This is a genomic window from Paraburkholderia phytofirmans PsJN (assembly GCF_000020125.1).
Classification (GTDB): domain Bacteria; phylum Pseudomonadota; class Gammaproteobacteria; order Burkholderiales; family Burkholderiaceae; genus Paraburkholderia; species Paraburkholderia phytofirmans.
This window is the reverse complement of sequence record NC_010681.1, coordinates 336,660-358,223: the sequence shown is the minus strand read 5'-3', so window position 1 is coordinate 358,223 and position 21,564 is coordinate 336,660. Positions and strand designations below refer to the sequence as shown.

The 21,564-nt window shown below is 62.8% G+C and carries 20 protein-coding genes and 1 tRNA gene; 6 read left to right on the top strand and 15 right to left on the bottom strand.

Annotation, left to right across the window (positions count from 1 at the left end):
• Positions 1–8: 8 nt before the first annotated feature.
• The 5 genes from BPHYT_RS01570 to gatC all read right to left on the bottom strand — a co-directional run bounded on the left by BPHYT_RS01570 (position 9) and on the right by gatC (position 5,274).
• Positions 9–788, bottom strand: coding sequence for an exodeoxyribonuclease III (locus tag BPHYT_RS01570; RefSeq protein WP_012431400.1), 780 nt, complete (start codon positions 786–788; stop codon positions 9–11).
• Between the two features lie 44 nt (positions 789–832).
• Positions 833–1,672 (bottom strand): PPK2 family polyphosphate kinase, encoded by an 840-nt coding sequence (locus BPHYT_RS01565; RefSeq protein WP_012431399.1) that lies wholly within the window; start codon positions 1,670–1,672, stop codon positions 833–835.
• Between the two features lie 140 nt (positions 1,673–1,812).
• Complete coding sequence (gene gatB, locus BPHYT_RS01560) at positions 1,813–3,288, bottom strand: Asp-tRNA(Asn)/Glu-tRNA(Gln) amidotransferase subunit GatB (RefSeq protein WP_012431398.1); 1,476 nt, start codon at positions 3,286–3,288, stop codon at positions 1,813–1,815.
• A 5-nt stretch (positions 3,289–3,293) separates the two neighbouring features.
• Positions 3,294–4,781 carry an Asp-tRNA(Asn)/Glu-tRNA(Gln) amidotransferase subunit GatA gene (gene gatA, locus BPHYT_RS01555; RefSeq protein ID WP_012431397.1) on the bottom strand — a complete coding sequence of 496 codons (1,488 nt, stop codon included), beginning with the start codon at positions 4,779–4,781 and terminating at the stop codon, positions 3,294–3,296.
• A gap of 193 nt (positions 4,782–4,974) precedes the next feature.
• Positions 4,975–5,274 (bottom strand): Asp-tRNA(Asn)/Glu-tRNA(Gln) amidotransferase subunit GatC, encoded by a 300-nt coding sequence (gene gatC / locus BPHYT_RS01550; protein WP_012431396.1) that lies wholly within the window; start codon positions 5,272–5,274, stop codon positions 4,975–4,977.
• On the opposite strand from gatC, the gene BPHYT_RS38555 reads away from it, so the two are divergent.
• From BPHYT_RS38555 to rodA, 6 genes are all read left to right on the top strand, one after another.
• Positions 5,273–5,422, top strand: coding sequence for a hypothetical protein (locus tag BPHYT_RS38555; RefSeq protein ID WP_166799265.1), 150 nt, complete (start codon positions 5,273–5,275; stop codon positions 5,420–5,422). The genes gatC and BPHYT_RS38555 overlap by 2 nt on opposite strands.
• Before the next feature lie 232 nt (positions 5,423–5,654).
• A complete protein-coding gene (locus BPHYT_RS01545; protein WP_004189550.1) occupies positions 5,655–6,698 on the top strand; it encodes a rod shape-determining protein in 1,044 nt (347 codons plus the stop codon).
• A gap of 153 nt (positions 6,699–6,851) precedes the next feature.
• Entirely contained in the window at positions 6,852–7,961 is a 1,110-nt protein-coding gene (gene mreC, locus BPHYT_RS01540) for a rod shape-determining protein MreC (RefSeq protein ID WP_012431395.1), read from the top strand.
• The gene (mreD, locus tag BPHYT_RS01535) at positions 7,958–8,470 is read left to right on the top strand and encodes a rod shape-determining protein MreD (protein ID WP_012431394.1); all 513 of its coding nucleotides are present in this window, start codon (positions 7,958–7,960) and stop codon (positions 8,468–8,470) included. The genes mreC and mreD overlap by 4 nt, the downstream gene beginning before the upstream one ends.
• 142 nt (positions 8,471–8,612) lie before the next feature.
• On the top strand, positions 8,613–10,928 hold the full coding sequence (mrdA, locus tag BPHYT_RS01530) for a penicillin-binding protein 2 (RefSeq protein ID WP_012431393.1): 2,316 nt from the start codon (positions 8,613–8,615) through the stop codon (positions 10,926–10,928).
• Between the two features lie 10 nt (positions 10,929–10,938).
• Entirely contained in the window at positions 10,939–12,087 is a 1,149-nt protein-coding gene (gene rodA / locus BPHYT_RS01525) for a rod shape-determining protein RodA (RefSeq protein ID WP_012431392.1), read from the top strand.
• Between the two features lie 107 nt (positions 12,088–12,194).
• Here rodA and BPHYT_RS01520 read toward each other — a convergent pair whose 3' ends face one another.
• From BPHYT_RS01520 to rsmB, 10 genes are all read right to left on the bottom strand, one after another.
• Positions 12,195–12,899, bottom strand: coding sequence for a tetratricopeptide repeat protein (locus BPHYT_RS01520; RefSeq protein ID WP_012431391.1), 705 nt, complete (start codon positions 12,897–12,899; stop codon positions 12,195–12,197).
• The gene (locus BPHYT_RS01515) at positions 12,896–13,678 is read right to left on the bottom strand and encodes an HpcH/HpaI aldolase family protein (protein WP_012431390.1); all 783 of its coding nucleotides are present in this window, start codon (positions 13,676–13,678) and stop codon (positions 12,896–12,898) included. Before BPHYT_RS01515 ends, BPHYT_RS01520 begins: the two co-directional genes overlap by 4 nt.
• Positions 13,679–13,891: 213 nt before the next feature.
• The gene (gene queD, locus BPHYT_RS01510; RefSeq protein ID WP_085966712.1) at positions 13,892–14,335 is read right to left on the bottom strand and encodes a 6-carboxytetrahydropterin synthase QueD; all 444 of its coding nucleotides are present in this window, start codon (positions 14,333–14,335) and stop codon (positions 13,892–13,894) included.
• A 9-nt stretch (positions 14,336–14,344) separates the two neighbouring features.
• Positions 14,345–14,977 carry a 7-carboxy-7-deazaguanine synthase gene (queE, locus tag BPHYT_RS01505; protein ID WP_012431388.1) on the bottom strand — a complete coding sequence of 211 codons (633 nt, stop codon included), beginning with the start codon at positions 14,975–14,977 and terminating at the stop codon, positions 14,345–14,347.
• A 62-nt stretch (positions 14,978–15,039) separates the two neighbouring features.
• Positions 15,040–15,774: a 7-cyano-7-deazaguanine synthase QueC gene (gene queC / locus BPHYT_RS01500; RefSeq protein ID WP_012431387.1), complete on the bottom strand. Its 735-nt coding sequence runs from the start codon at positions 15,772–15,774 to the stop codon at positions 15,040–15,042.
• Between the two features lie 389 nt (positions 15,775–16,163).
• Positions 16,164–16,239, bottom strand: a tRNA-Phe gene (locus BPHYT_RS01495).
• 107 nt (positions 16,240–16,346) lie between these two features.
• Complete coding sequence (esaR, locus tag BPHYT_RS01490; RefSeq protein WP_012431386.1) at positions 16,347–17,036, bottom strand: response regulator transcription factor EsaR; 690 nt, start codon at positions 17,034–17,036, stop codon at positions 16,347–16,349.
• Positions 17,037–19,451, bottom strand: coding sequence for a sensor histidine kinase (locus BPHYT_RS01485; RefSeq protein WP_041758191.1), 2,415 nt, complete (start codon positions 19,449–19,451; stop codon positions 17,037–17,039).
• The gene (locus BPHYT_RS01480) at positions 19,441–20,040 is read right to left on the bottom strand and encodes a DUF4390 domain-containing protein (RefSeq protein ID WP_012431384.1); all 600 of its coding nucleotides are present in this window, start codon (positions 20,038–20,040) and stop codon (positions 19,441–19,443) included. Before BPHYT_RS01480 ends, BPHYT_RS01485 begins: the two co-directional genes overlap by 11 nt.
• Complete coding sequence (gene rsmB / locus BPHYT_RS01475; protein WP_041758188.1) at positions 20,037–21,476, bottom strand: 16S rRNA (cytosine(967)-C(5))-methyltransferase RsmB; 1,440 nt, start codon at positions 21,474–21,476, stop codon at positions 20,037–20,039. The genes BPHYT_RS01480 and rsmB overlap by 4 nt, the downstream gene beginning before the upstream one ends.
• Positions 21,477–21,564 lie beyond the last annotated feature (88 nt).

Genomic DNA, 21,564 nt, shown 5'->3' with positions numbered 1-21,564 from the left:
TGCCGTGCTTACTTCTTCACCTTGTGGTCGTAATCCACCGTCAGCGGCGCATGGTCGCTGAACTTGATATCGCGGAACACATCGGTGCGTTTCGCCTTGCTCGCGATACCCGGCGTCGCGATCTGATAATCGATCCGCCACCCAACGTTCTTCGCGTAAGCCTGGCCGCGATTGCTCCACCACGTGTACTGTTCCGGCCGCTGGTCGAGCGTGCGGAACACGTCGACGTAACCCACTTCATCGAATAGTTTGGTGAGCCATGCGCGCTCTTCCGGCAGGCAACCCGAATTCTTCTGGTTGCTCTTCCAGTTCTTGATATCGATTTCCTTGTGGACGATGTTGACGTCGCCGCACACGATCACTTCACGCTCCTGGGACAGTTCCGCGAGATGCGGCATGAACTCGTCCATGAAACGGTATTTGGCCTGCTGGCGTTCGTCGCCGCTCGACCCCGAGGGCACATACACCGAAATCACCGATAGCTTGCCGAAACGCAGTTCGACATAACGCCCTTCCGGGTCGAACTCCTCGCTGCCAAAACCGATCACCACTTCGTCCGGTTCGTGACGCGTGTACACGCCAGCGCCGCTATAACCCTTCTTCACGGCGTGCTGAAAATAGCCGGTGAAGTTGTGCGGCGCCATGAATTCCGGCGTCATGTCGTCTTGTGAGCATTTGATTTCCTGCACGCACAGCACGTCGGCTTTCTGTTCGCCGAACCAGTCGAAAAAGCCTTTCTTCGCCGCTGAGCGGATGCCGTTCAGGTTGGCGGTAATCACACGCAACATGTCGTTCCTTTATGTTCGATTCGTTGATGAAGCGAAAGGCGCGGTCACTCGACCTTGATGCCCTTCAGCGATTCTTTGGCGGGCGGATATTCGAGCTTGAGCGCTTCGAACGTGCGCAACAACAACTCCGCGACCATCACATTGCGGTGCGTCTTCGAGTCGGCCGGGATCACGTACCACGGCGCGTATTCCGTCGATGTCGCCGCCAACGCGTCCTGATACGCGGCCTGATATTGGTCCCACTGCTTGCGCGCTTCGAGATCGGCGACGTCGAATTTCCAGTGCTTGCTCGGATCGTCGATGCGTGCCTGCAGACGCTCGCGCTGCTCGTCTTTCGAAATGTGCAGCATGCATTTGACGATCGCCGTGCCGCTATCCGCCAGCAACGCTTCGAACTGGCGGATGTGGCAGCAGCGTTGCACGAAGGCTTGCTCATCCAAAGTGCCGAGCACGGCGGGGACCAGCAGATCTTCGTAGTGACTGCGATTGAAGATCGTCAGCTCACCGGCGGCCGGCGCTTGCGCATGCACGCGCCAGAGAAAGTCATGCGCGAGTTCGACGGGCGTCGGCGCCTTGAACGGCAAGATGCGCAAACCGAGCGGATCGACCTCGTGAAACACGGCACGGATCGTACCGTCCTTGCCGCTCGTGTCCATGCCCTGCAGCACCAGCAACACGCGGCGCGTTCGCTGCGCGTGCAAACATTCTTGCAGCGTGTCGAGCTTCGCGCCGATCTCCGACAGACGCGCCTTGTCGGTATCTTTCGAGCCGGTCGAAAACGGCTTGGCGGCCGGGTCGAAATCGCTCAGCGAGAATTTGATTTTTTTCTTGCTGTCGTCGAAATACGGCACGCGGAAATCGTCGAGTTCGGGTTGCTTGGCCATCCACACACTCCCCTGATCTGCGTTTGCTTAAATGGACCCGCAAAATGAAACGGGCCGTTGCCCCACTTTCGTTGCCGGCAACAGCCCGTGCTGACCTGAGCATTGACGCTTCAGTCGTTCACGCTCAACTTAACTTCGACTCAGGACAGCTTCTTCTTCAGCAGTTCGTTCACCTGCGCCGGATTGGCCTTGCCCTTGGTTGCTTTCATGGCCTGACCGATCAGCGCGTTGAATGCCTTTTCCTTGCCGGCGCGGAATTCCTCGACCGACTTCGGGTTCGCGGCGAGCACTTCGTCGATGATCGCTTCCAGCGCGCCGGTATCCGAAATCTGCTTCAGCCCCTTCGCCTCGATGATGCGATCGGCGGCGGATTCGTCCGTGGCTTTCTCTTCCCAGATCGCGAGGAAAATTTCCTTGGCGATCTTGTTGGAGATCGTGCCGTCGGCGATACGCTGCAGCAGCAACGCGAGTTGCGCGGACGACACCGGATTCTCAGCAATGTCGAGACCCTCGCGATTCAATTGCGACGACACTTCGCCCATCAGCCAGTTAGCGGCGACCTTGGCGTTGGCCGGACCGACTTTGCTCACCACCGCTTCATAGTACGCGGCCATCGCTTTGCTCGACGTCAGCACGTTAGCGTCGTACGGCGTCAAACCGTATTGCGACACGAAGCGCTGTTGAATCGCCACCGGCAGCTCTGTCATCTCTGCCTTGACGCGCTCGATCCACGCCGCGTCGATCACGAGCGGCATCAGATCGGGATCGGGGAAATAGCGGTAATCGTGCGCGTCTTCCTTGCTGCGCATGGAGCGTGTTTCGCGCTTGTCCGGATCGTACAGACGCGTTTCCTGCACCACCGTGCCGCCGTCTTCGATCAGCTCGATCTGACGGCGCACCTCGTACTGGATCGCTTCTTCGAGGAAGCGGAACGAGTTCAGGTTCTTGATCTCGGCACGCGTGCCGAATTCCGCCTGTCCGACCGGACGCACCGACACGTTCGCGTCGCAACGGAACGAGCCTTCCTGCATGTTGCCGTCGCAGATGCCGAGCCACGTGACGAGCGTATGCAGCGTCTTGGCGTAAGCGACCGCCTCCGCCGCGCTGCGCATTTCCGGCTCGGTGACGATTTCGAGCAGCGGCGTGCCGGCACGATTCAGGTCGATGCCGGTCATGCCCGCGAAGTCTTCGTGAAGCGACTTGCCCGCGTCTTCTTCAAGGTGAGCGCGCGTGAGGTTGACGACCTTCTCGTAGGCTTCTTTACCCGCCTTTTCATTGGCCGGCACCTGAATCGTCACCTGACCGCCCTGCACGACGGGGATTTCGTACTGGCTGATCTGATAGCCCTTCGGCAGATCGGGGTAAAAATAATTCTTGCGCGCGAAGATGCTGCGCGGCGCCACCGTTGCGCCGATCGCAAGACCGAACTGGATCGCGCGCTCCACAGCGCCGCGGTTCATCACCGGCAACGTGCCCGGCAAGGCCAGATCGACGGGGCTGGCTTGCGTGTTCGGCGCGGCGCCGAATTGCGTCGCGGTGCCGGAAAAAATCTTCGATTGAGTCGACAGTTGCGCGTGGGTCTCCAGACCGATCACGACTTCCCATTGCTTGGCCATGGTGCTCACACTCCTGCCGGTGCTTTGCGGTGCCAGTCGGTCGCGCGCTGGAACGCGTCGGCCACCTGGAGCATCCGGGCTTCGTTGAAATAGTTGCCGATGATCTGCAATCCAACCGGACGCTGCGCATTCGCGCCCGCACCGAAGCCGCACGGCACGCTCATGCCCGGCAAACCGGCGAGGCTCACCGACAGCGTGTAGATGTCGGCCAGATACATCTGCACCGGATCGTCGCCCTTCGCGCCGAGGTCCCACGCCACCGACGGCGCAACCGGGCCCATGATCACGTCGCACTGCTTGAACGCTTCCTGGAAGTCCTGCGCGATGATGCGGCGGATCTTCTGCGCCTGCAGGTAGTACGCGTCGTAATAGCCATGAGACAGCACGTAGGCGCCGACCAGAATACGGCGCTTCACTTCCGGACCGAAACCTTCGGCGCGCGACTTCTTGTACATGTCCAGCAGATCGCGATACTCCGCCGCGCGATGACCGAAGCGCACGCCGTCGAAACGCGACAGGTTCGACGAAGCTTCCGCCGGCGCGATCACGTAATACACGGGAATCGACAGCTCGGTTTTCGGCAGCGAGACATCGACGAGCGTGGCGCCGAGCGCTTCGTATTGCTTTAACGCGGCGTCGACCGAGGCGCGCACGTCGTCGGCGAGACCGGCGCCGAAATACTCTTTCGGCAGGCCGATGCGCAAGCCGGCGAGCGGTTTGGCGGCGCTCTCTTCTTTCCATGGCTTGCCGAGATAACGCGTGTAGTCTTCGTCGTCGCGCACGAGGCTAGTCGAATCGCGCTCGTCGAAACCGGCCATGGCGTTGAGCAGCGTGGCGCAATCCGCGGCGCTTTGCGCCATCGGGCCGCCCTGATCCAGCGACGAGGCAAACGCGATCATGCCGTAACGCGACACGCGACCATACGTCGGCTTGATACCCGTGATGCCGGAGAACGACGCCGGCTGACGAATCGAGCCGCCGGTATCCGTACCCGTTGCAGCGGGCGCGAGGCGCGCGGCGACGGCCGCAGCCGACCCGCCCGATGAACCGCCCGGCACGGCCTTAACATCCCACGGATTCTGCACGGGACCAAAGTACGAATTCTCGTTGGATGAGCCCATTGCGAACTCATCCATATTGGTCTTGCCGACGCACACCATGCCGGCGTTTTGCAGACGCGCGACCACGGTCGCGTCGAACGGGCTCTCGTAGTTCGACAGCATTTTCGAGCCGGCGGTGGAGCGCCAGCCCTTGGTCACGAACACGTCTTTGTGTGCGATCGGCAGGCCGACCAGCGGGCCCGCGTGGCCGGTATGAAGCAGCGCGTCCGCGGCTTTCGCCTGCGCGAGCGTCAGATCCGGGTCGACCTGGATGAACGCGTTCAGGCTGTTGGCCGCATCGATCCGCTTCAGATAGAGCTGCGCCAGTTCGACTGCGGAGCATTCCTTGGCCGTCAGTGCGGCGCGCAGTTCGGTCAAACTTTTTTCATGCATTGCGTTTTATCCTGAAGAGCGCGGCAGCGTAGTCACGCTGCCGTGGAGGCGTTCGGCTGCCCGCCGGCAAACCGAGCCGAAGAAGCCGGAGACGACGGCTATACGAACGTTGACGCCACAAGTCGATATGCCGCAAGTCGGCACTTCGCCTCGTGACCGGCTCGCATGCCGCGCCGGGCTCGATGCGCGGGTGTTACTCGATCACCTTCGGCACGAGGTACAGGCCGTCCTGCACGGCGGGCGCCGGGCGTTGGAAAGCTTCGCGTTCGACCGTTTCGGTCACCACGTCGTTACGCAGACGCAGCGCGACGTCTTCGATCTGCTCGATCGGATGGGCGAGCGGCGCGATGCCGGAGGTATCGACCGCCTGCATCTGCTCGACGAGGCCGAAAAAATCGTTGAGCTGGACAAGCGTGTGCTCAGCGTCGGCGTCGGCCAGTTCGAGCCGCGCAAGATGCGCGATGCGTTTTACATCGGTCAGGGTCAGAGCCATGCAGTCACCGGAAAATGTGGTGGACCGCCGCAGCAAGGAAAAACCGATGCTGCGACAGCGGGTTACGACGCTGGAGGAAGACCTCGAAAAAGGGGCCAGCGGAGGCAAAAAGTGCCGTCCGTTTCCTTCAAAACATCCAAAATTATAAGGTATCATTACGCGTTCGACCCAAACCCGGACCGTCTTACCAAGGCCTTTCTGAACAATTCCCAAAGATAGTTCGGATTTTTCTGACCTGGCTTTGCATCGGCCTCCGGTAGACTCCCTCGCAGCTTCAAGTTCCTGTGGCGCCGCTTCCGCCCGGTTGAAGCTGTTATTTTTTCCGCTGCCGCCCTGCGCAACCATTGCGAGGCCCGGCCCCCAGCGAGACAGGATTTTGAATGTTCGGTTTTTTGCGCAGCTACTTTTCCAACGATCTGGCCATTGACCTCGGCACGGCCAACACGCTCATCTACATGCGTGGCAAGGGCATCGTTCTCGATGAACCGTCGGTGGTCTCGATCCGCCAGGAAGGCGGTCCCAACGGTAAGAAAACCATCCAGGCAGTCGGCAAGGAAGCCAAGCAGATGCTCGGCAAGGTGCCGGGCAACATAGAGGCGATCCGCCCCATGAAAGACGGCGTGATCGCCGACTTCACCGTCACCGAGCAGATGATCAAGCAGTTCATCAAAACTGCTCACGAATCGCGCATGTTCTCGCCGTCGCCGCGCATCATCATTTGCGTGCCGTGCGGTTCGACGCAGGTCGAGCGCCGCGCCATCAAAGAAGCCGCGCACGGTGCGGGCGCTTCGCAGGTCTACCTCATTGAAGAACCCATGGCTGCGGCTATCGGCGCCGGACTGCCGGTGTCGGAAGCCACTGGCTCGATGGTCGTCGACATTGGCGGCGGCACGACCGAAGTCGGCGTGATCTCGCTTGGCGGCATCGTGTACAAAGGCTCGGTGCGCGTGGGCGGCGACAAGTTCGACGAAGCCATCGTCAACTACATCCGCCGTAACTACGGCATGCTGATCGGCGAGCAAACCGCCGAAGCCATCAAGAAGGAAATCGGCTCCGCCTTCCCGGGTTCCGAAGTCAAGGAAATGGAAGTGAAGGGCCGCAATCTGTCGGAAGGCATTCCGCGCAGCTTCACCATCTCCAGCAACGAAATTCTCGAAGCCCTCACCGATCCGCTGAACCAGATCGTGTCGTCGGTGAAGATCGCGCTCGAACAAACGCCGCCGGAACTGGGCGCCGACATCGCCGAACGCGGCATGATGCTCACGGGCGGCGGCGCACTGCTGCGCGATCTGGACCGCCTGCTTGCCGAAGAAACCGGCCTGCCGGTGCTCGTCGCCGAAGACCCGCTGACCTGCGTTGTGCGCGGCTCGGGCATGGCGCTCGAACGCATGGACAAGCTGGGCAGCATCTTCTCGTACGAGTAAGCGAGCCCGTCTCCATGTCAGTAGCGCGGATCAGGCAAACGGCCCCTTGCGGGCCGGTTTGCCGTTGGCTGGGCCTACCAGCCTCCGCGCGCTGAACGCGCGTTCCTCGCGCGCCGCCGTCTCACCCAACCGCTCACGCCCCCGGCGCCGACCATGGAATACAGTCCGCCGCCCCTGTTCAAGCAAGGACCGTCCGCCCTCGCACGACTGGTATTTTTTGTCTTGCTGGCGATCGCCCTTCTGATCTCCGACGCACGCTTCAAAACGCTCGAAATCGTGCGTGGCGTGCTCGGCGCGGGTCTTTATCCGTTGCAACGCGCCGCCCTCGTGCCGCGCGACATGTTCGTGGGCGCCGCCGACCTGGCCGTGACCAGCGCCACGCTACGCAGCGAAAACGACAAACTGCGCACCAAAGATCTGCAGCTTTCGCAGCAAGCCAATACGGCCGCTGAATTGGCGGCCGAGAACGCGCACTTGCGCGCGCTGCTGCAACTGTCGCAGCGCTCCACCACGGAATCGCTGCCCGCCGAGATCCAGTACGACACGCGCGATCCCTTCACGCAGAAGGTCGTGATCGGCCGCGGTGCGCAGCAAGGCATCCAGAACGGTTCGCCGGTCGTCAATGAAGACGGCGTGATCGGCCAGGTCACGCGTGTGTTCCCGCTGCAAGCCGAAGTCACGCTGCTCACGGACAAGGACCAGGCCGTGCCGGTGCAGATCGTGCGCACCGGCCTGCGCAGCGTGATTTACGGCACGCCGAAGGGCGACACGCTGGATCTGCGCTTCGTGCCGATCAGCGCCGATATTCAGACCGGCGACGAACTCGTCACCAGCGGCCTGGACGGTGTGTACCCGCCGGGTCTGCCGGTTGCCAAGGTGGTGCGGGTCGACAAGCAGGCCGATACCGCGTTCGCGCGCGTAATCTGCCTGCCCATCGCGCCGGTGCGCGGCGCACGTCAGTTGCTGGTGCTGCATTACGTGAACAATGTGCCGCCGCGTCCCGCTGAGGAACCCGACGCAGCCACGGCCGCGAAGGACGCAAAGGCGAAAAAGGGCGCCAAACCGGCTGACGGCAAGGCCGCAGCGGATAAATCCGCGCCGAAATCCGGCGAAAAACTTGCAGCCGAGAAACCCGCGACCGCCAAGCCCGCCGACAAAACGCCGGCCAAACCGGCCGCCGCGGAGAAAAAGTCCGCTTCCGAAAAGAAACCGGCCGCTGAGAAGAACGCAAAGCCGCCAGCCAAGCCAGGGGCCCAGCCATGAACCGTCCGCAATACATTCTGCAGCCGGTCAACCCCTACTTCATCTCGTTCAGCCTCGCCGCGGCGTTTCTGTTGAACCTGATGCCGTGGGGGCGGCTCGCCGGCGTGCCGGACTTCGTGGCGCTCGTGCTGCTGTTCTGGAACGTGCATCAGCCGCGCAAAGTCGGCATGGGTATCGCGTTTTTGCTCGGTCTGCTGATGGATGTACATAACGCCAGCCTGCTCGGCGAGCACGCGCTGGCGTATACGTTGTTGTCGTACGGCGCGATTACGATCCATCGCCGCGTGTTGTGGATGTCGCTCGGCGTGCAGACTTTCGCGGTCATGCCGCTGCTGGTCGTCGCGCAACTGGTGCCGTTCGTGATCCGTCTGCTGACGGGTGCGGCGTTTCCGGGTTGGGGTTATCTGATTGACGGCTTCGTCGAAGCCGCGCTGTGGCCGGTCACCAGTGTGCTGTTGCTGATGCCGCAGCGCCGCCCGGCCGATCCGGACGACACCCGGCCAATTTGAACATGCTTCGGGCCCGCCGGCGGTTGTCGTCAGAACCCACATTGCCGGCTCGCTCGACGCGCATCGCTGTTCATGCCTTCCGGTTCCGGCCGGAAAAGGCGCACACTCATGATGGCCGTCACCCGGCCTTTTGCAGAATCGCATGACCGAATTCAAGGACACTCAGCAACAGCTCTCGAAGTTCCGCCTGCGCGTCGCGGCGGCGGGCCTGTTCGTGTTCGTCTGCTTCGGGCTGATCGGCTTCCGCTTCCTGTTCCTGCAGGTCTGGCACTACAGCAAATACTCGCTGCAAGCCGATGAAAACCGCATTTCCGTCGCGCCGATCGTGCCGAACCGCGGCATCATCACCGATCGCAACGGTGTCGTACTGGCCAAGAACTACTCGGCCTACACGCTGGAAATCACGCCCTCGAAGCTGAACGACTCGCTGGAAAACGTGATCGACAACCTGGCCACGGTCGTCTCTATCGACGCACGCGACCGCCGCCGCTTCAAGAAGCTGCAGGAAGACTCGAAGAACTTCGAGAGCCTGCCGATCCGCACCCGCCTGACCGACGACGAAGTCGCGCGTTTCACCGCGCAACGCTTCCGTTTTCCCGGCGTGGAAGTGCGCGCGCGCCTGTTCCGCCAGTATCCGCTCGGGCCGACCGCGGCGCACGTCATCGGCTACATCGGCCGGATTTCGCAGCGCGACCAGGATCGTATCGACGACGCCAGCGACCAGAACGACAGCGATCCGGACCACTACGATCCGCGTCTGGACGCGAACAACTACAAGGGCACGGACTACATCGGCAAGATCGGCGTCGAGCAGAGTTACGAGACCGAGTTGCACGGCCAGACCGGTTTCGAAGAAGTGGAAGTCACCGCCGGCGGCCGTCCGGTGCGCACGTTGTCGCGCACGCAGGCGACGCCTGGCAACAACCTCGTGTTGTCGCTAGATATCGGCTTGCAGCAGGTCGCCGAGCAGGCCTTCGCGGGCCGCCGCGGCGCACTGGTCGCGATCGAGCCTTCGACCGGCGACGTGCTCGCCTTCGTGTCCGCGCCGAGCTTCGATCCGAACTCGTTCGTCGACGGCATCGACCAGCAGACCTGGGACGATCTCAACAACTCGCCCGACCATCCGCTGCTCAACCGGCCGCTGCACGGCACCTATCCGCCGGGTTCGACTTACAAGCCGTTCATGGCGCTCGCCGCGCTCACGCTGCACAAGCGCACGCCGGGCTGGGGCTTCCAGGATCCGGGCTCGTACACGTTCGGCGGCCACACGTTCCGCAACGACGTGCGCTCGGGCCAAGGCTGGGTCGACATGAACCGCGCGATCGTGGTGTCGAACGACACGTATTTCTACATGCTCGCGCACGATCTGGGTGTCAACAACATCGCCAACTTCATGAAGCCGTGGGGTTTCGGCCAGATCACCGGCATCGACATTTCGGGCGAGGCGAAGGGCATTCTTCCTTCCACGGAATGGAAGCGCAAGGCGTACCGCAAGCCCGAACAGCAACGCTGGTATGAAGGCGAAACGATCAGTCTCGGCATCGGCCAGGGCTACAACTCGTTCACCATTCTGCAACTCGCTCACGCCACGGCCACGCTCGCGAACAACGGCGTGGTGATGAAGCCGCACCTCGTGCGCGACATCGAAAATCCGATCACGAAAGACACGCGGCCGGTGGTGCGAGATCCGAGCTACAAGATTGCGGTGAAGCAGTCGGACATCGACATCATCAAGCGCGCGATGGAAGGTGTCGTGACCAACGGCACGGCATCGAAGCTGTTCATCGGCGCGCAGTATCAGGCGGCCGGCAAGACGGGGACGGCGCAGGTCTACTCGCTGCAGGGCGCGAACTACAAGGGCCACGCGATCGCCGAGCATCTGCGCGACCACGCGCTCTTCATCGCGTTCGCGCCGGCCGAGCAGCCGAAAATCGCCCTCGCGCTGATCGTTGAAAACGGCGGTTGGGGCGCGGAATCGGCGGGCCCGATTGCGCGCAAGGTGCTCGACTATTACCTCGTAGGCAAGAACAAGCCGGGCGCGGAGCAGGCGGCCATCGAGGCAGCGGCGTCGGCAACCGAGGACGCGTCCGCGCCGGAAGTCGGCGGCGCACCGCCGCCGCAGCAGGACGGCGTGCAGCCGGTCAAGGTCGCGGCGGGCTTCACCGCGCTGCCGATTCCCGGTGCGGCTTCGGCGGCAGCGGCGGCTTCCGCTGCGGCGGCTGCGAAGGCTGCGTCCGCGGCGGCCGCAGCTTCCGCGCCTGATGCCGCATCGGCACCCGTGCCCGCGTCGGCGTCCGCAGCCACTGCCGCGAAGAATCCAGCGTCGCGTAAATCCGGCGTCCCGCACAAACCCCGACCGGCCAGCCAGCCGGCGCCGACTGCCGCCGCTCCTTCGCGCGACGACGGCATTCAGGCCACGTCGCCACGCCAGCCGGTTTCCGGCGGCATCGACGAGTAAGGAGAAAGGCATGCAATTCGACAAGCGCGCCTGGCTCGACCGCATCAAGCGGATGTTCGCAGGCTTCGACCGCCCGCTCGCACTGATCGTGTTTCTGCTGTTGTGCGTCGGCATCGTCACGCTGTACAGCGCGAGTCTGGATGTCCCCGGCCGCGTGGAAGACCAGTTGCGCAACATCATGCTGACCTTCGTGCTGATGTGGGCGCTCGCCAATGTGCCACCCACAACCCTGATGCGCTTCGCGGTTCCGCTCTATACATTCGGAATCGCGTTACTGGTCGCGGTGGCGCTATTCGGCCTCACGCGCAAGGGCGCGAAGCGATGGATCAATGTCGGCGTGGTGATCCAGCCGTCGGAAATCCTGAAGATCGCCACGCCGCTAATGCTCGCGTGGTACTACCAGCGACGCGAAGGCGTGATGCGCTGGTACGACTTTCTGGTCGGTCTGGTGATTCTCGCGGTGCCGGTCGGCCTGATCGCCAAGCAGCCCGACCTCGGCACAGCCGTGCTGGTGTTCGCGGCCGGACTCTTCGTGATTTACTTTGCGGGCCTGAGTTTCAAGTTGATCGTGCCGGTACTGATTGCAGGCGTGATCGCAGTCGCCTCCATCGCGGCCTTCCAGGACAAAATCTGCCAGCCGGAAGTGCAATGGCCGCTGATGCACGACTACCAGAAGCACCGCATCTGCACGCTGCTCGATCCGACTTCCGATCCGCTCGGCAAGGGCTTCCATACGATCCAGGCGGTGATTGCGATCGGCTCGGGTGGTCCGCTTGGCAAAGGCTGGCTGAAGGGCACACAGGCGCATCTGGAGTTCATCCCCGAGAAGCACACCGACTTCATTTTCGCGGTGTTCTCCGAGGAGTTCGGGCTGGCGGGCGGCATCGTGCTGCTCACGCTGTACATGCTATTGATTGCGCGTGGGCTGTATATCGCGGCCAATGGCGCGACGCTATTTGGACGCCTGTTAGCCGGCTCATTGACCATGGCGTTCTTCACCTACGCTTTCGTGAATATCGGCATGGTGAGCGGCATCTTGCCGGTGGTCGGCGTGCCGTTGCCGTTCATGAGTTACGGTGGCACCGCGCTGACGACGCTGGGCGTCGCCATCGGCCTGATCATGAGCGTCGCGCGGCAGAAGCGGTTGATGCAGAGTTAGTGCGGCCGTGCCGCGCGAGCACTGTCGGTCACACCATAAGCAAAGGGACGCTCTTCACACAGAGCGCCCCTTTTCGTATCCAGCGTCCCTATCAAAACACCACGGTTTTACTGCGGCTTCACTTCCTTCTGATCCCGCAACTGCGCGCTGAGCTGCTGATACTTGAGCCGCGCCGCCGGATCGCCCTGCGCCGCCGCCGCCGCGTAATAAGCGCGCGCCACGTTGAGATTCTTCTCCACGCCGTCGCCACCGCGTTCGTAGAACGAGCCGGCCACGTATTGCGCGGTCATGTCGCCGCCCTGCGCCGCCTTCTTGTACCAGATAAACGCCTGCTTGTTGTCGCGCTCGGTGCCGCGTCCATCGAGGAATTGATTGGCCAGCGCCAACTCCGCCTGCACGTGACCTTGCTGCGCCGCCTTCAGGAACCAGCGGTGCGCCTCGACCGGATCGCGCCCGACGAACTCGCCATCGTCGTACATCTTGCCGTACACGTATTGCGCGTGCGACATATTGGCGTCAGCGGCTTTGCGCAGCCATTTCTTGCCTTCATCGACATTCGCGGGCGCGCCTTCGCCATTGAGCAGCATCATCGCGTAGTTGAACTCGGCGAGCCGGCTGCCGCGCTCGGCGGCCTTGCGAAACTCGGCGAGCGCCGCGCCCAGATTGCCGGCGTTGTAGTCGGCGACCGCGGTTTGCGTCTCCGGATCATTCGACTTCGCGACCCGGCTGTCTTGCGCATAGGCCGCCGCATTTGCCATCAATGCCGCTGTAACTGCCAGACGCACCACGACGCACTGCACCATCCCCTTCATGACCTTACCTCCTGCAACGCCTGGCGAGTTGCGCGCAACATCCACATGACGTCGGCGGCCAGAGCGATGAATCGAAAACCGGCATCGCGATGCTGCTTGGCACTCGCGACGTCCATGGCAAAAATACCGGCGGCAATGCCCGCCTTGTCCGCAGCGCTGACGATGCGCGCCATCGCGGCCTGCACGTCGGCGTGCTTCGAATCGCCGAGATGACCGAGGCTCGCGGCAAGATCGGCTGGCCCGACGAACAGGCAATCGACGCCCGGCGTCGCCGCGATCTTTTCCACCTCCTGCAAGCCGCGCGCCGACTCGATCTGCACGATGGTCGCGATCTGCGCGTTGGCCGTTTGCACGTAGTCGCGCCGCATGCCGTAGCCCGCGGCGCGCACCGCACCGGCGACGCCGCGCTCACCGTCGAGCGCGCCGGCGCTCGGATACTGCGTGAGACGCACCGCACGCGCAGCCTCGTCAGCGGACTCGATATTCGGGAACATCAGCGTGCGCGCGCCGGCATCTAGCACGCGCTTGACGAGCCATGCTTCGCTCGACGGCACACGTACCACCGGCTCGCTCGGCAGATGCGCGGCGGCGATCGCGCGCAATTGCGAGGTGACGTCGCCGCTATCGTTCGGCGAGTGCTCCATGTCGATCAGCAGCCAGTCGTAACCGGCGTGCGCGAGCGCTTCGGCGGCGGCGTCGCTGCCGAGCGAGAGCCACAGTCCGAACAGCGGATCGGTTTCTTTGAGGCGTGACTTGAGGGGATTGGTGAAGGTGCTCATCGCCGCGCTCCGTGTCGACGAAGCGACGCTTCGCGGGAACTGCGGGAAAGCACGCTGGCCTCATGAGCCAGATGAACGCGCGGGCCGTGGCGGCCCGGCTGCCTGCTGCGACGCAATGCGGTGACCGGCATGTCTCGCTCCGTGTGGTTATCGGAGCGATCATACCGTGACAATAACGCGAGGGTTGGGCCGCGCGAGCGGCAGGTACGGCCTTTAGTCGCGGACCACGTCGGCCCAGCAATTCGGCGTCTCGTACAGACGCAGCTTGTGCAGACGCAGATTCACGCCGTAGTGCGCGTCGTAGACGTTCGCGAGAATGTCGAACGCGACGGCGGCAAGATTTTCGACAGTGGGAATGCGATCGAGCACGACGGTCTTGTGGCCGACCATCGTTTCGAGGAAACCGCGCACCTGTGTATCGCCTTCATAGACAAGAAACGCGTGGTCCCACTTGTCGACCAGATGCTCGACGGCGAGCGATTTCACGTCGGCGAAGTCCATCACCATGCCGCGATCGGGCGCGCCTTCGGTGTCGACCAGATCGCCTTGCAGCGTGATTTCGAGCACATAGCGATGGCCGTGCAGATTACGGCATTGGCTGCGGTGATCGGGAATGCGGTGACCCGCGTCGAATTCGAGTTTTCGTGTAATCGTCAGCACGGCAAATCAGGGAATGTTCAGATACTTGTGGGTCTGCATCGACAGGCGCCATTGCGGATGGCGTTTGCACCAGTCGATCGCGAGCCTGGTGTTGAGGTCGCGCGACGGACCGTCCATGGGTTGGACGAGGAAATACTCGAAGTCGAGCTTCGCATACTCGGACAAACGCTGGTTGTCCTGCGGAATCACGACCTTCAATTCGTTGCCTTTGGTCACGACGAGCGGCGCGTCGGCCTTCGGGCTCACGCAGATCCAGTCGATCGTTTCGAGCACCGGCAGCGAGCCGTTGGTTTCGATGGCGATTTCGAAGCCGGCGGCATGCAGCGCGTCGACCAACGGTTGATCGATCTGCAGCATCGGTTCGCCGCCCGTGCACACCACGAAACGCTCGCCCTCGCCTTCAGGCCATTGCGCCGCGATCATCTTCACGAGATCGTCAGCCGTGCGGTACTTGTCACCGTTCTCGCCGTCGGTGCCGACGAAATCGGTATCGCAGAAGCGGCACACCGCCTCGGCACGATCTTCTTCGCGGCCCGACCACAGATTGCAGCCGGCGAACCGGCAAAAGACGGCCGGACGCCCGGCATTCGCGCCCTCGCCCTGCAACGTGTAGAAGATTTCTTTGACCGCGTAAGTCATGCTGCTTTCTGCCTTGTGTCCTGAAATTTAATGCCTGCGTTGCGCTGCTGCGCCGAGCGTCATCAGACCGGCGCCTCGGTGACCTTCTCACCCGACAGATACGCTTCGTAGCCGCGCTTGCGCAAGCGACACGCCGGGCATTCGCCGCAACCGAAACCCCATGCATGCAATTCGGCGCGCTCGCCCACATAGCACGTATGCGTCTCGACGCGCACCAGCTCGACCAGTTCATCGCCGCCGAGCTGGTGTGCGAGGCGCCACGTGTCGCCTTTGTCGAGCCACATCAACGGCGTTTCGAGCAGGACACGTGTATCCATGCCGAGGTTCAGCGCGACCTGCAACGCCTTCATGGTGTCGTCGCGGCAATCGGGATAGCCCGAAAAATCCGTCTCGCACATTCCGCCGACCAGCACTTGCAAACCACGTCGATAGGCAATCGCCGCGGCGATGGTCATGAACATCAGATTGCGGCCCGGCACGAACGTGTTCGGCAACCCGTTGGCCGTGGCTTCGATCTCGATCTCGCGCGTCATGGCGGTATCGCTGATCGCGCCGAGCACCGACAGATCGATCATATGGTCGTCGCCGAGGCGCTCGGCCCATGCCGGAAATGCGCGCGCGACGGCATTGCGAAACCCCTCGCGGCATTCCAGTTCGACGCGGTGCCGCTGACCGTAATCGAAGCCTAATGTCTCGACCGTTTCATAACGTTCGAGCGCCCACGCGAGACATGTGGCGGAATCCTGGCCGCCGGAAAACAGCACCAGAGCGCTACGTTTAGCGTCTTTGCGGATCACCGTGAAACTCCGTGAATGAAGAGTGCCACGTCGCGCTGCGCGAGGTGCGCCATGCAAGCAACGCGGCGCGACGCGTGCCGGCACTGCTGCCGGCCCAAAGCAGTATAGGCCGCGCCTTCCGCATGCAAAGTCGCTGGGCGCTTATACCGTTAATCGTCGGGCGAAGGGTTTGGTGCTAATGGCGGCGTTGCCGCGCGGCACTCAGGCGACGCACTTACGTGCAAGTCCTTGAACTGGCGCGATTTTATCACGCGATGCCAAACACCGCCGAGCACGCCCTGCACGCGTGGTGCCGCAAGCCGAAACAACGCTGCCCATCACGCCCCATCACATTAGGCGCACAAAAAGGAAAAGCCCCAGGAATCTTGCGATTTCCTGGGGCTGAATCCTGGTGGCCTGGGACGGAATCGAACCATCGACACGCGGATTTTCAATCCGCTGCTCTACCAACTGAGCTACCGGGCCAACGAAGAACGAAATGATATCAAAGGGTCAGCGCTCCGACAAGCCCCTTCTCGAAAAATTCTGTGGAAGTGATTCCGCATGCTCAACGCCGGCATCACTTCCAGGTTTCACTCGCCTTTGTTTTTGCCGAGATCCACGCCGAGTTGCTTGAGCTTGCGGTACAAGTGCGTGCGCTCCAGCCCGGTCTTCTCGGCCACGCGCGTCATGCTGCCGTTCTCACGCGCGAGGTGATATTCGAAGTACGCGCGCTCGAACGCGTCGCGTGCGTCACGCAGCGGAATGTCGAACGAGATCGAGGCCGTTTGCGCAGCCAGCGCGCCGCTGCCCATGCCGTCGGTGGAGAGCATCGGCAATGCTGCCGCCGAAGCCACCGTCGAAGCACTCACCGGCAACACGGGCTTGGCCGCCGCGCCGCCTGGCGTTCCCGCTGCAGTGCCACGCGCGAGACCCTGTTCGACGGCCTTCAGCAGTTTCTGCAACGCAATCGGCTTCTCGAGGAAATTGAGTGCGCCGATCTTGGTTGCTTCAACCGCCGTGTCGATGGTTGCGTGGCCGGACATCATGATCACCGGCATGGTCAGCTGCCCTTGGGCGGCCCATTCCTTCAGCAAGGTCACGCCGTCGGTGTCGGGCATCCAGATGTCGAGCAGCACCAGGTCAGGCGCCTGGCGCAAACGGAACTCGCGCGCTTCCTGCGCGTTTTCCGCGGCCTCTACGACATGCCCTTCGTCGCTCAGGATCTCCGAGAGCAATTCCCGGATGCCCATTTCATCATCTACCACCAGGATGGTTGCCATTTACGCTGCCCTTGTCTGCACTGTTGCTTTTGTCTTTCCCTGCGACGCACCGCCGTGCGCCGGACGCGACCCTGTTCCGGATGCCGCGCCATCGTCTGCCAGTTGAAGGAAGAGGATCGAAATCTGCGCGCCCTCAATCACATCGCCCGCTTTCATGCGATTGCGGATGTCGATGCGCGCGCCGTGTTCATCGACGATCTTCTTGACCATCGCAAGACCCAGGCCCGTACCTTTGGCCTTGGTCGTTACGTAAGGTTCGAATGCACGTGTGAGGATACGCGCGGGAAAGCCCGCTCCGTTATCTGACACCGTCAGACGCACCGCGACATGGACTTTGCCTTCCGCGTCGGGGTCTCCGTATTCTACTGTCCTCGTCTCGAGCAACACACGCGGATGCTCGAGGTCGGCCACCGCATCCTGCGCGTTCTGCAGCAGGTTGTGAATCACCTGACGCAATTGCGTCGCGTCGCCACGAATCGCCGGCAATTCGGCGAGTTCCACCTGAATGGCGCCCTTGCCTTCTTCGATACCGTACAGCGTGAGCACTTCGCTGACCAGATCGTTCAGCTGCAGATGCGCGAGCACCGCGGGCGGTGTGCGCGCGTAATCGCGGAAGTTGTCGACCATCTGCTTCATCGCGGCGACCTGATTCACGATCGTGGTCGCGCCGCGCTTCAACACTTCGGCATCGGATGGCGACAGCTTGTCGGCGAGCTTCATCTGCAGACGCTCGGCCGAGAGCTGGATCGGCGTGAGCGGATTCTTGATTTCATGCGCGAGGCGTCGCGCGACTTCACCCCACGCGATGGAACGCTGCGCGGAGATCACGTCGGAGATATCGTCGAACACCACGACGTAGCCGGAAGTCTGCATGTCTTCCGCGTCGCGGTCCGTCGCCGAGACGAGCCGTGCGCCGCGTACAAGCAACGTGAGCGGCTCGGTTTCGCCCGGCACCTGTACGGAAAACTGTTGCTGCCAGTGACCGCGATCGTCGTGACCGTCGCCGCTCGCCGCTTCGCGATCGGCAAACGCCTTGCGGACCATGCCGCCGAATTCGCTCAGCACGCCGATCTGATCCAAAGCCGAACCCAACACTGCCTGGAACGGCTGACGGAAAATCCGCTCGGCGCCGCGATTCGCGGTGGTCAGTCTGAACTGCCGGTCGAACACGAACACGCCGGCGGTCAGGTTTGCCAGAATGCTTTCCAGATACGCCTTCGAGTGTTCGAGCGCGATGCGATTGTTTTCAACCGCCGCGCGCGCTTCGGACAACTGCCGCGTCATTGCGTTGAACGACTGCGTGAGAAAGCCTAGTTCGTCACGTGATTTGATTTCGCGCTTCGGCGTGTAATCGCCTTCCGTGATTTCTTTCGTACCTTGGGCCAGCAGGAACAATGGCCGCGCCAACTGATTGCCGAGCGCAAGCGCCAGCATCATCGCGATGAAGGTGGCGAGGAACAATGCGAGCGTCAGCGTGCCGATATACATCTTGCGCAGACCCGTGCGGCCGAGCGCCTTCTCCTGATACTCGCGATAGGCGCGCTGCACCGCGTCGGCGTTGCGCGCGAGCGTGGGCGAAACCGGCTGCGTGAGTTGCAGGAAGCGTTCGGTGGGCTGCAGCAGCGAGGCGTTCGAATCGGGGATGCGTTGCACCACGCGCAGCCGCAACACGCCCTTGCTGCCATGCGCGTGAGGATCGCCGTCCACTTCACCTTCGATCGCCGCATAGCCGCGGCCGCGCGCCTGTTCGATCATGAGCGGCGTGGGTAAATCGTTCGGCACGAGCGTCGCGTAGTTGCCGGAGGCCTGCGCGACCACGTGCATATCCGGCATCGCGCCCGACATGCTGCGCGTGGGTTCGACGATTGTCGCGTCCTGCACGCCGAACTGGTCGCGCAAACGCAGCAGTGTGAGCGTGGTACCGGCGGCGTCAGCGCTCGCCAACTGCTCCGACATCAAGCGGCCCTTCGTCTGCAGATCGGACAGCGACGCGTCGAGCATGCCACGCCCGAGATTCAAACCGGACGTGAGCGCGGTTTCGACATTCACATCGAACCAGGACTCGATGCTGCGCGACACGAACTGATACGACACGACGTAGATGATGCCGCCCGGCACCACGCCGACGAGCGCCATGAAGAACGCAAGTTTCGCCAGCAGCCGCGTGCCGAACTTACCCTTTCTCAGCCGCGCAATGATGATGATGACGAGCGTCGCCACCACCAGCAAAAAGATCATCGCGACCACGAGGTTGGCGGCGTAGAGCCACTGGTAATAGCGGTCGAAGAATTCGGTGTTCGCGCTGGCCGCGGCGAGCAGCACGAGCAGCAGCACGGCCGTCACGGCGACCGTCGACACCAGCACGCGCACGACGATGCTGCCGACACTGGTAGCGGAGCGCACTTTATTTAGCACGTTCGGTCACCGTGAAGGTAAAGCGCTTCCATTCGGAAGCGAGGTTCCAGTCGCGATTGTTCACCGCGTCGATCTGAAACGGCTTGGGCATCAGCGCAATGTCGAGTTGCATGCGCACCGAGGCGTTATACGTCTCGCCGACACGCACCTCATTGCGATCGATCACGTGCCACGACGTGATGTGCTTGATCACCGCAAGCGCATCCTTAAGCGTGGTGAAGCCGAGCTGCAAACCGCCGGACGACACACTCGACACGCGATACTCACGCGTGAGCGGCTGGAACGACAGGCGAATGCTTTGCGACACGCTCACCGGCTGCTCGTCGAACCAGTACCAGCGCGGCCGGCTCAACTCGAAGTCGGTCGTGAAATAAAGCGGGATGCCTTTATTGACCGCGTCTTCGAGGTTGCTGTTCAGATCGAAGTCGAAACGCGCGTCGAGATTCCAACCCGTGTTGTCGGCTTGCAGCGACGCACGCTGCACCGCGATCGAATCGGCGTGCGCCACGCCCGGCGCCGCCAGCCATACGGCCAGCGCAATCCAGAGCACGGCAGCGAGCCGAAGCGGGAAGAAGCGTTTGATGGTCACCGTTTCTGAAAGCGCGCGTAGAAGAATCCGTCGTGGTCTGAGTTCGCGCCGGCGCTGTCTTCAGCGGGTTGTCCGGCATGAGAACCGGCCGATGTGTCGGCGGGCGCGCGAGCGGCTGAAGGCAGCAGTTGCCCCGGCGCGTCCAATCGTACCGCATCCTGATACTTGTTTCCAAACCACTGCGCCTGCAACTCGCCTTCTTCGGGAAAGATCGAACACGTAACGTAGAGCAACTCGCCGCCTGGTTTCACGAGCGGCCAGAGCGCGTCGAGAATGCGGCGTTGCTCGGTGACGAGCGCAGGAATGTCGGACGCGCGGCGCAGCCAGCGGATATCCGGATGACGCCGCACGATGCCCGACGCCGAACACGGCACGTCGGCCAGAATGCGGTCGAACGGCTGGTCGATGTCGTCGTGCCATTTTGCCGGCGCGCCCGCGTCGCCGATCCGCACTTCCGCTTCGAGCTTGAGCCGCTGCAGATTTTCGCCGATACGGCGCGCGCGCGACGCATCGCTTTCGAGCGCGACGAGCTGAAGGTTGGCGAGTTCGAGCAGATGGCCGGTCTTGCCGCCGGGCGCCGCGCAGGCGTCGAGCACGCGCATGCCGTCGCGCGCGTCGAGTAGTGGCGCGGCGAGTTGCGCGCCGGCGTCCTGCACCGAGACGACGCCGTCGTTAAAACCCGGAATGCGGTCGACCGGCATCGGCGTGGCGAGCTTGACAGCGTAGTCGCCCACCTTGCTCGCGGCAATGTGATGGTTTTGCAGCGTTTGCAGATAGGCGTCGACTGTCGAGTGACGCGCGTTCACGCGCAGCGTCAGCGGGCCTTGGGTGTTGCCGGCGGCCAGCACTGACTGCCATGCGTCGGGCCACGCGCGCTTCACGGCATCGATCCACCATGCCGGGTAGTTCCAGCGTGCGACTTCGTCGTCTTGCGCGTCCTTCAACAGCGCTTCGCGCTCGCGCAGGAAGCTGCGCAGCACGGCGTTCACGAGACCCTTGGCGAAGGCGAATTCACGACGCGCACCGATCGCGCTCACAGCCTGATCGACGACCGTGAACGGTGCGTATGCGGCGTCCGCTTCGTCGTCGACGAGCAGCGCCAGCGAGCACGCGAGCACATGGCCGACGTGCGGCGGCGGCGCCTTTTTCACCAGCTTCGCGATCAGCCACTCGGCGGTCGCGAGACGCCGCATGGTGCGATACGCGATGTCCTGCACAGCGCCGCGCGCAGCGGCGGCGTTGCCCTCGGGCGCCGACGCGAAGACGGACTGCAGGGCGGCCGGCAAGGCTGCGCCGAGACGCACGGCACCGACCGCCTGACCCGCGCAGTCAAGCGCGAAACCGAGCGATTCGGGCGCGAGATGCAGCATCGACAAACGTGATTCGCGCGGACGCGCCGATGAGGAAGCGGTACGCGAAGAAGGCTTTGTGGTCATGAGAAGGCTAAAGCGGGCCGCGCGGGAGCGCGCGACGCAATCAACACGCATTGTAGCGTGGCGCGCGGGGCGGGCCGGCGGGCGGTTT

What these genes read in the sequence shown, in the direction of transcription:
- esaR (WP_012431386.1), bottom strand. Translation starts at nt 17,036, where the DNA reads ATGGCAACCATCCTGGTGGTAGATGATGAAATGGGCATCCGGGAATTG.
- BPHYT_RS01565 (WP_012431399.1), bottom strand. Translation starts at nt 1,672, where the DNA reads ATGGCCAAGCAACCCGAACTCGACGATTTCCGCGTGCCGTATTTCGAC.
- mreD (WP_012431394.1), top strand. Translation starts at nt 7,958, where the DNA reads ATGAACCGTCCGCAATACATTCTGCAGCCGGTCAACCCCTACTTCATC.
- gatA (WP_012431397.1), bottom strand. Translation starts at nt 4,781, where the DNA reads ATGCATGAAAAAAGTTTGACCGAACTGCGCGCCGCACTGACGGCCAAG.
- BPHYT_RS01570 (WP_012431400.1), bottom strand. Translation starts at nt 788, where the DNA reads ATGTTGCGTGTGATTACCGCCAACCTGAACGGCATCCGCTCAGCGGCG.
- queE (WP_012431388.1), bottom strand. Translation starts at nt 14,977, where the DNA reads ATGACTTACGCGGTCAAAGAAATCTTCTACACGTTGCAGGGCGAGGGC.
- BPHYT_RS01520 (WP_012431391.1), bottom strand. Translation starts at nt 12,899, where the DNA reads ATGAAGGGGATGGTGCAGTGCGTCGTGGTGCGTCTGGCAGTTACAGCG.
- BPHYT_RS01545 (WP_004189550.1), top strand. Translation starts at nt 5,655, where the DNA reads ATGTTCGGTTTTTTGCGCAGCTACTTTTCCAACGATCTGGCCATTGAC.
- BPHYT_RS01515 (WP_012431390.1), bottom strand. Translation starts at nt 13,678, where the DNA reads ATGAGCACCTTCACCAATCCCCTCAAGTCACGCCTCAAAGAAACCGAT.
- mreC (WP_012431395.1), top strand. Translation starts at nt 6,852, where the DNA reads ATGGAATACAGTCCGCCGCCCCTGTTCAAGCAAGGACCGTCCGCCCTC.
- mrdA (WP_012431393.1), top strand. Translation starts at nt 8,613, where the DNA reads ATGACCGAATTCAAGGACACTCAGCAACAGCTCTCGAAGTTCCGCCTG.
- BPHYT_RS38555 (WP_166799265.1), top strand. Translation starts at nt 5,273, where the DNA reads ATGCAGTCACCGGAAAATGTGGTGGACCGCCGCAGCAAGGAAAAACCG.
- gatC (WP_012431396.1), bottom strand. Translation starts at nt 5,274, where the DNA reads ATGGCTCTGACCCTGACCGATGTAAAACGCATCGCGCATCTTGCGCGG.
- rodA (WP_012431392.1), top strand. Translation starts at nt 10,939, where the DNA reads ATGCAATTCGACAAGCGCGCCTGGCTCGACCGCATCAAGCGGATGTTC.
- gatB (WP_012431398.1), bottom strand. Translation starts at nt 3,288, where the DNA reads ATGGCCAAGCAATGGGAAGTCGTGATCGGTCTGGAGACCCACGCGCAA.
- rsmB (WP_041758188.1), bottom strand. Translation starts at nt 21,476, where the DNA reads ATGACCACAAAGCCTTCTTCGCGTACCGCTTCCTCATCGGCGCGTCCG.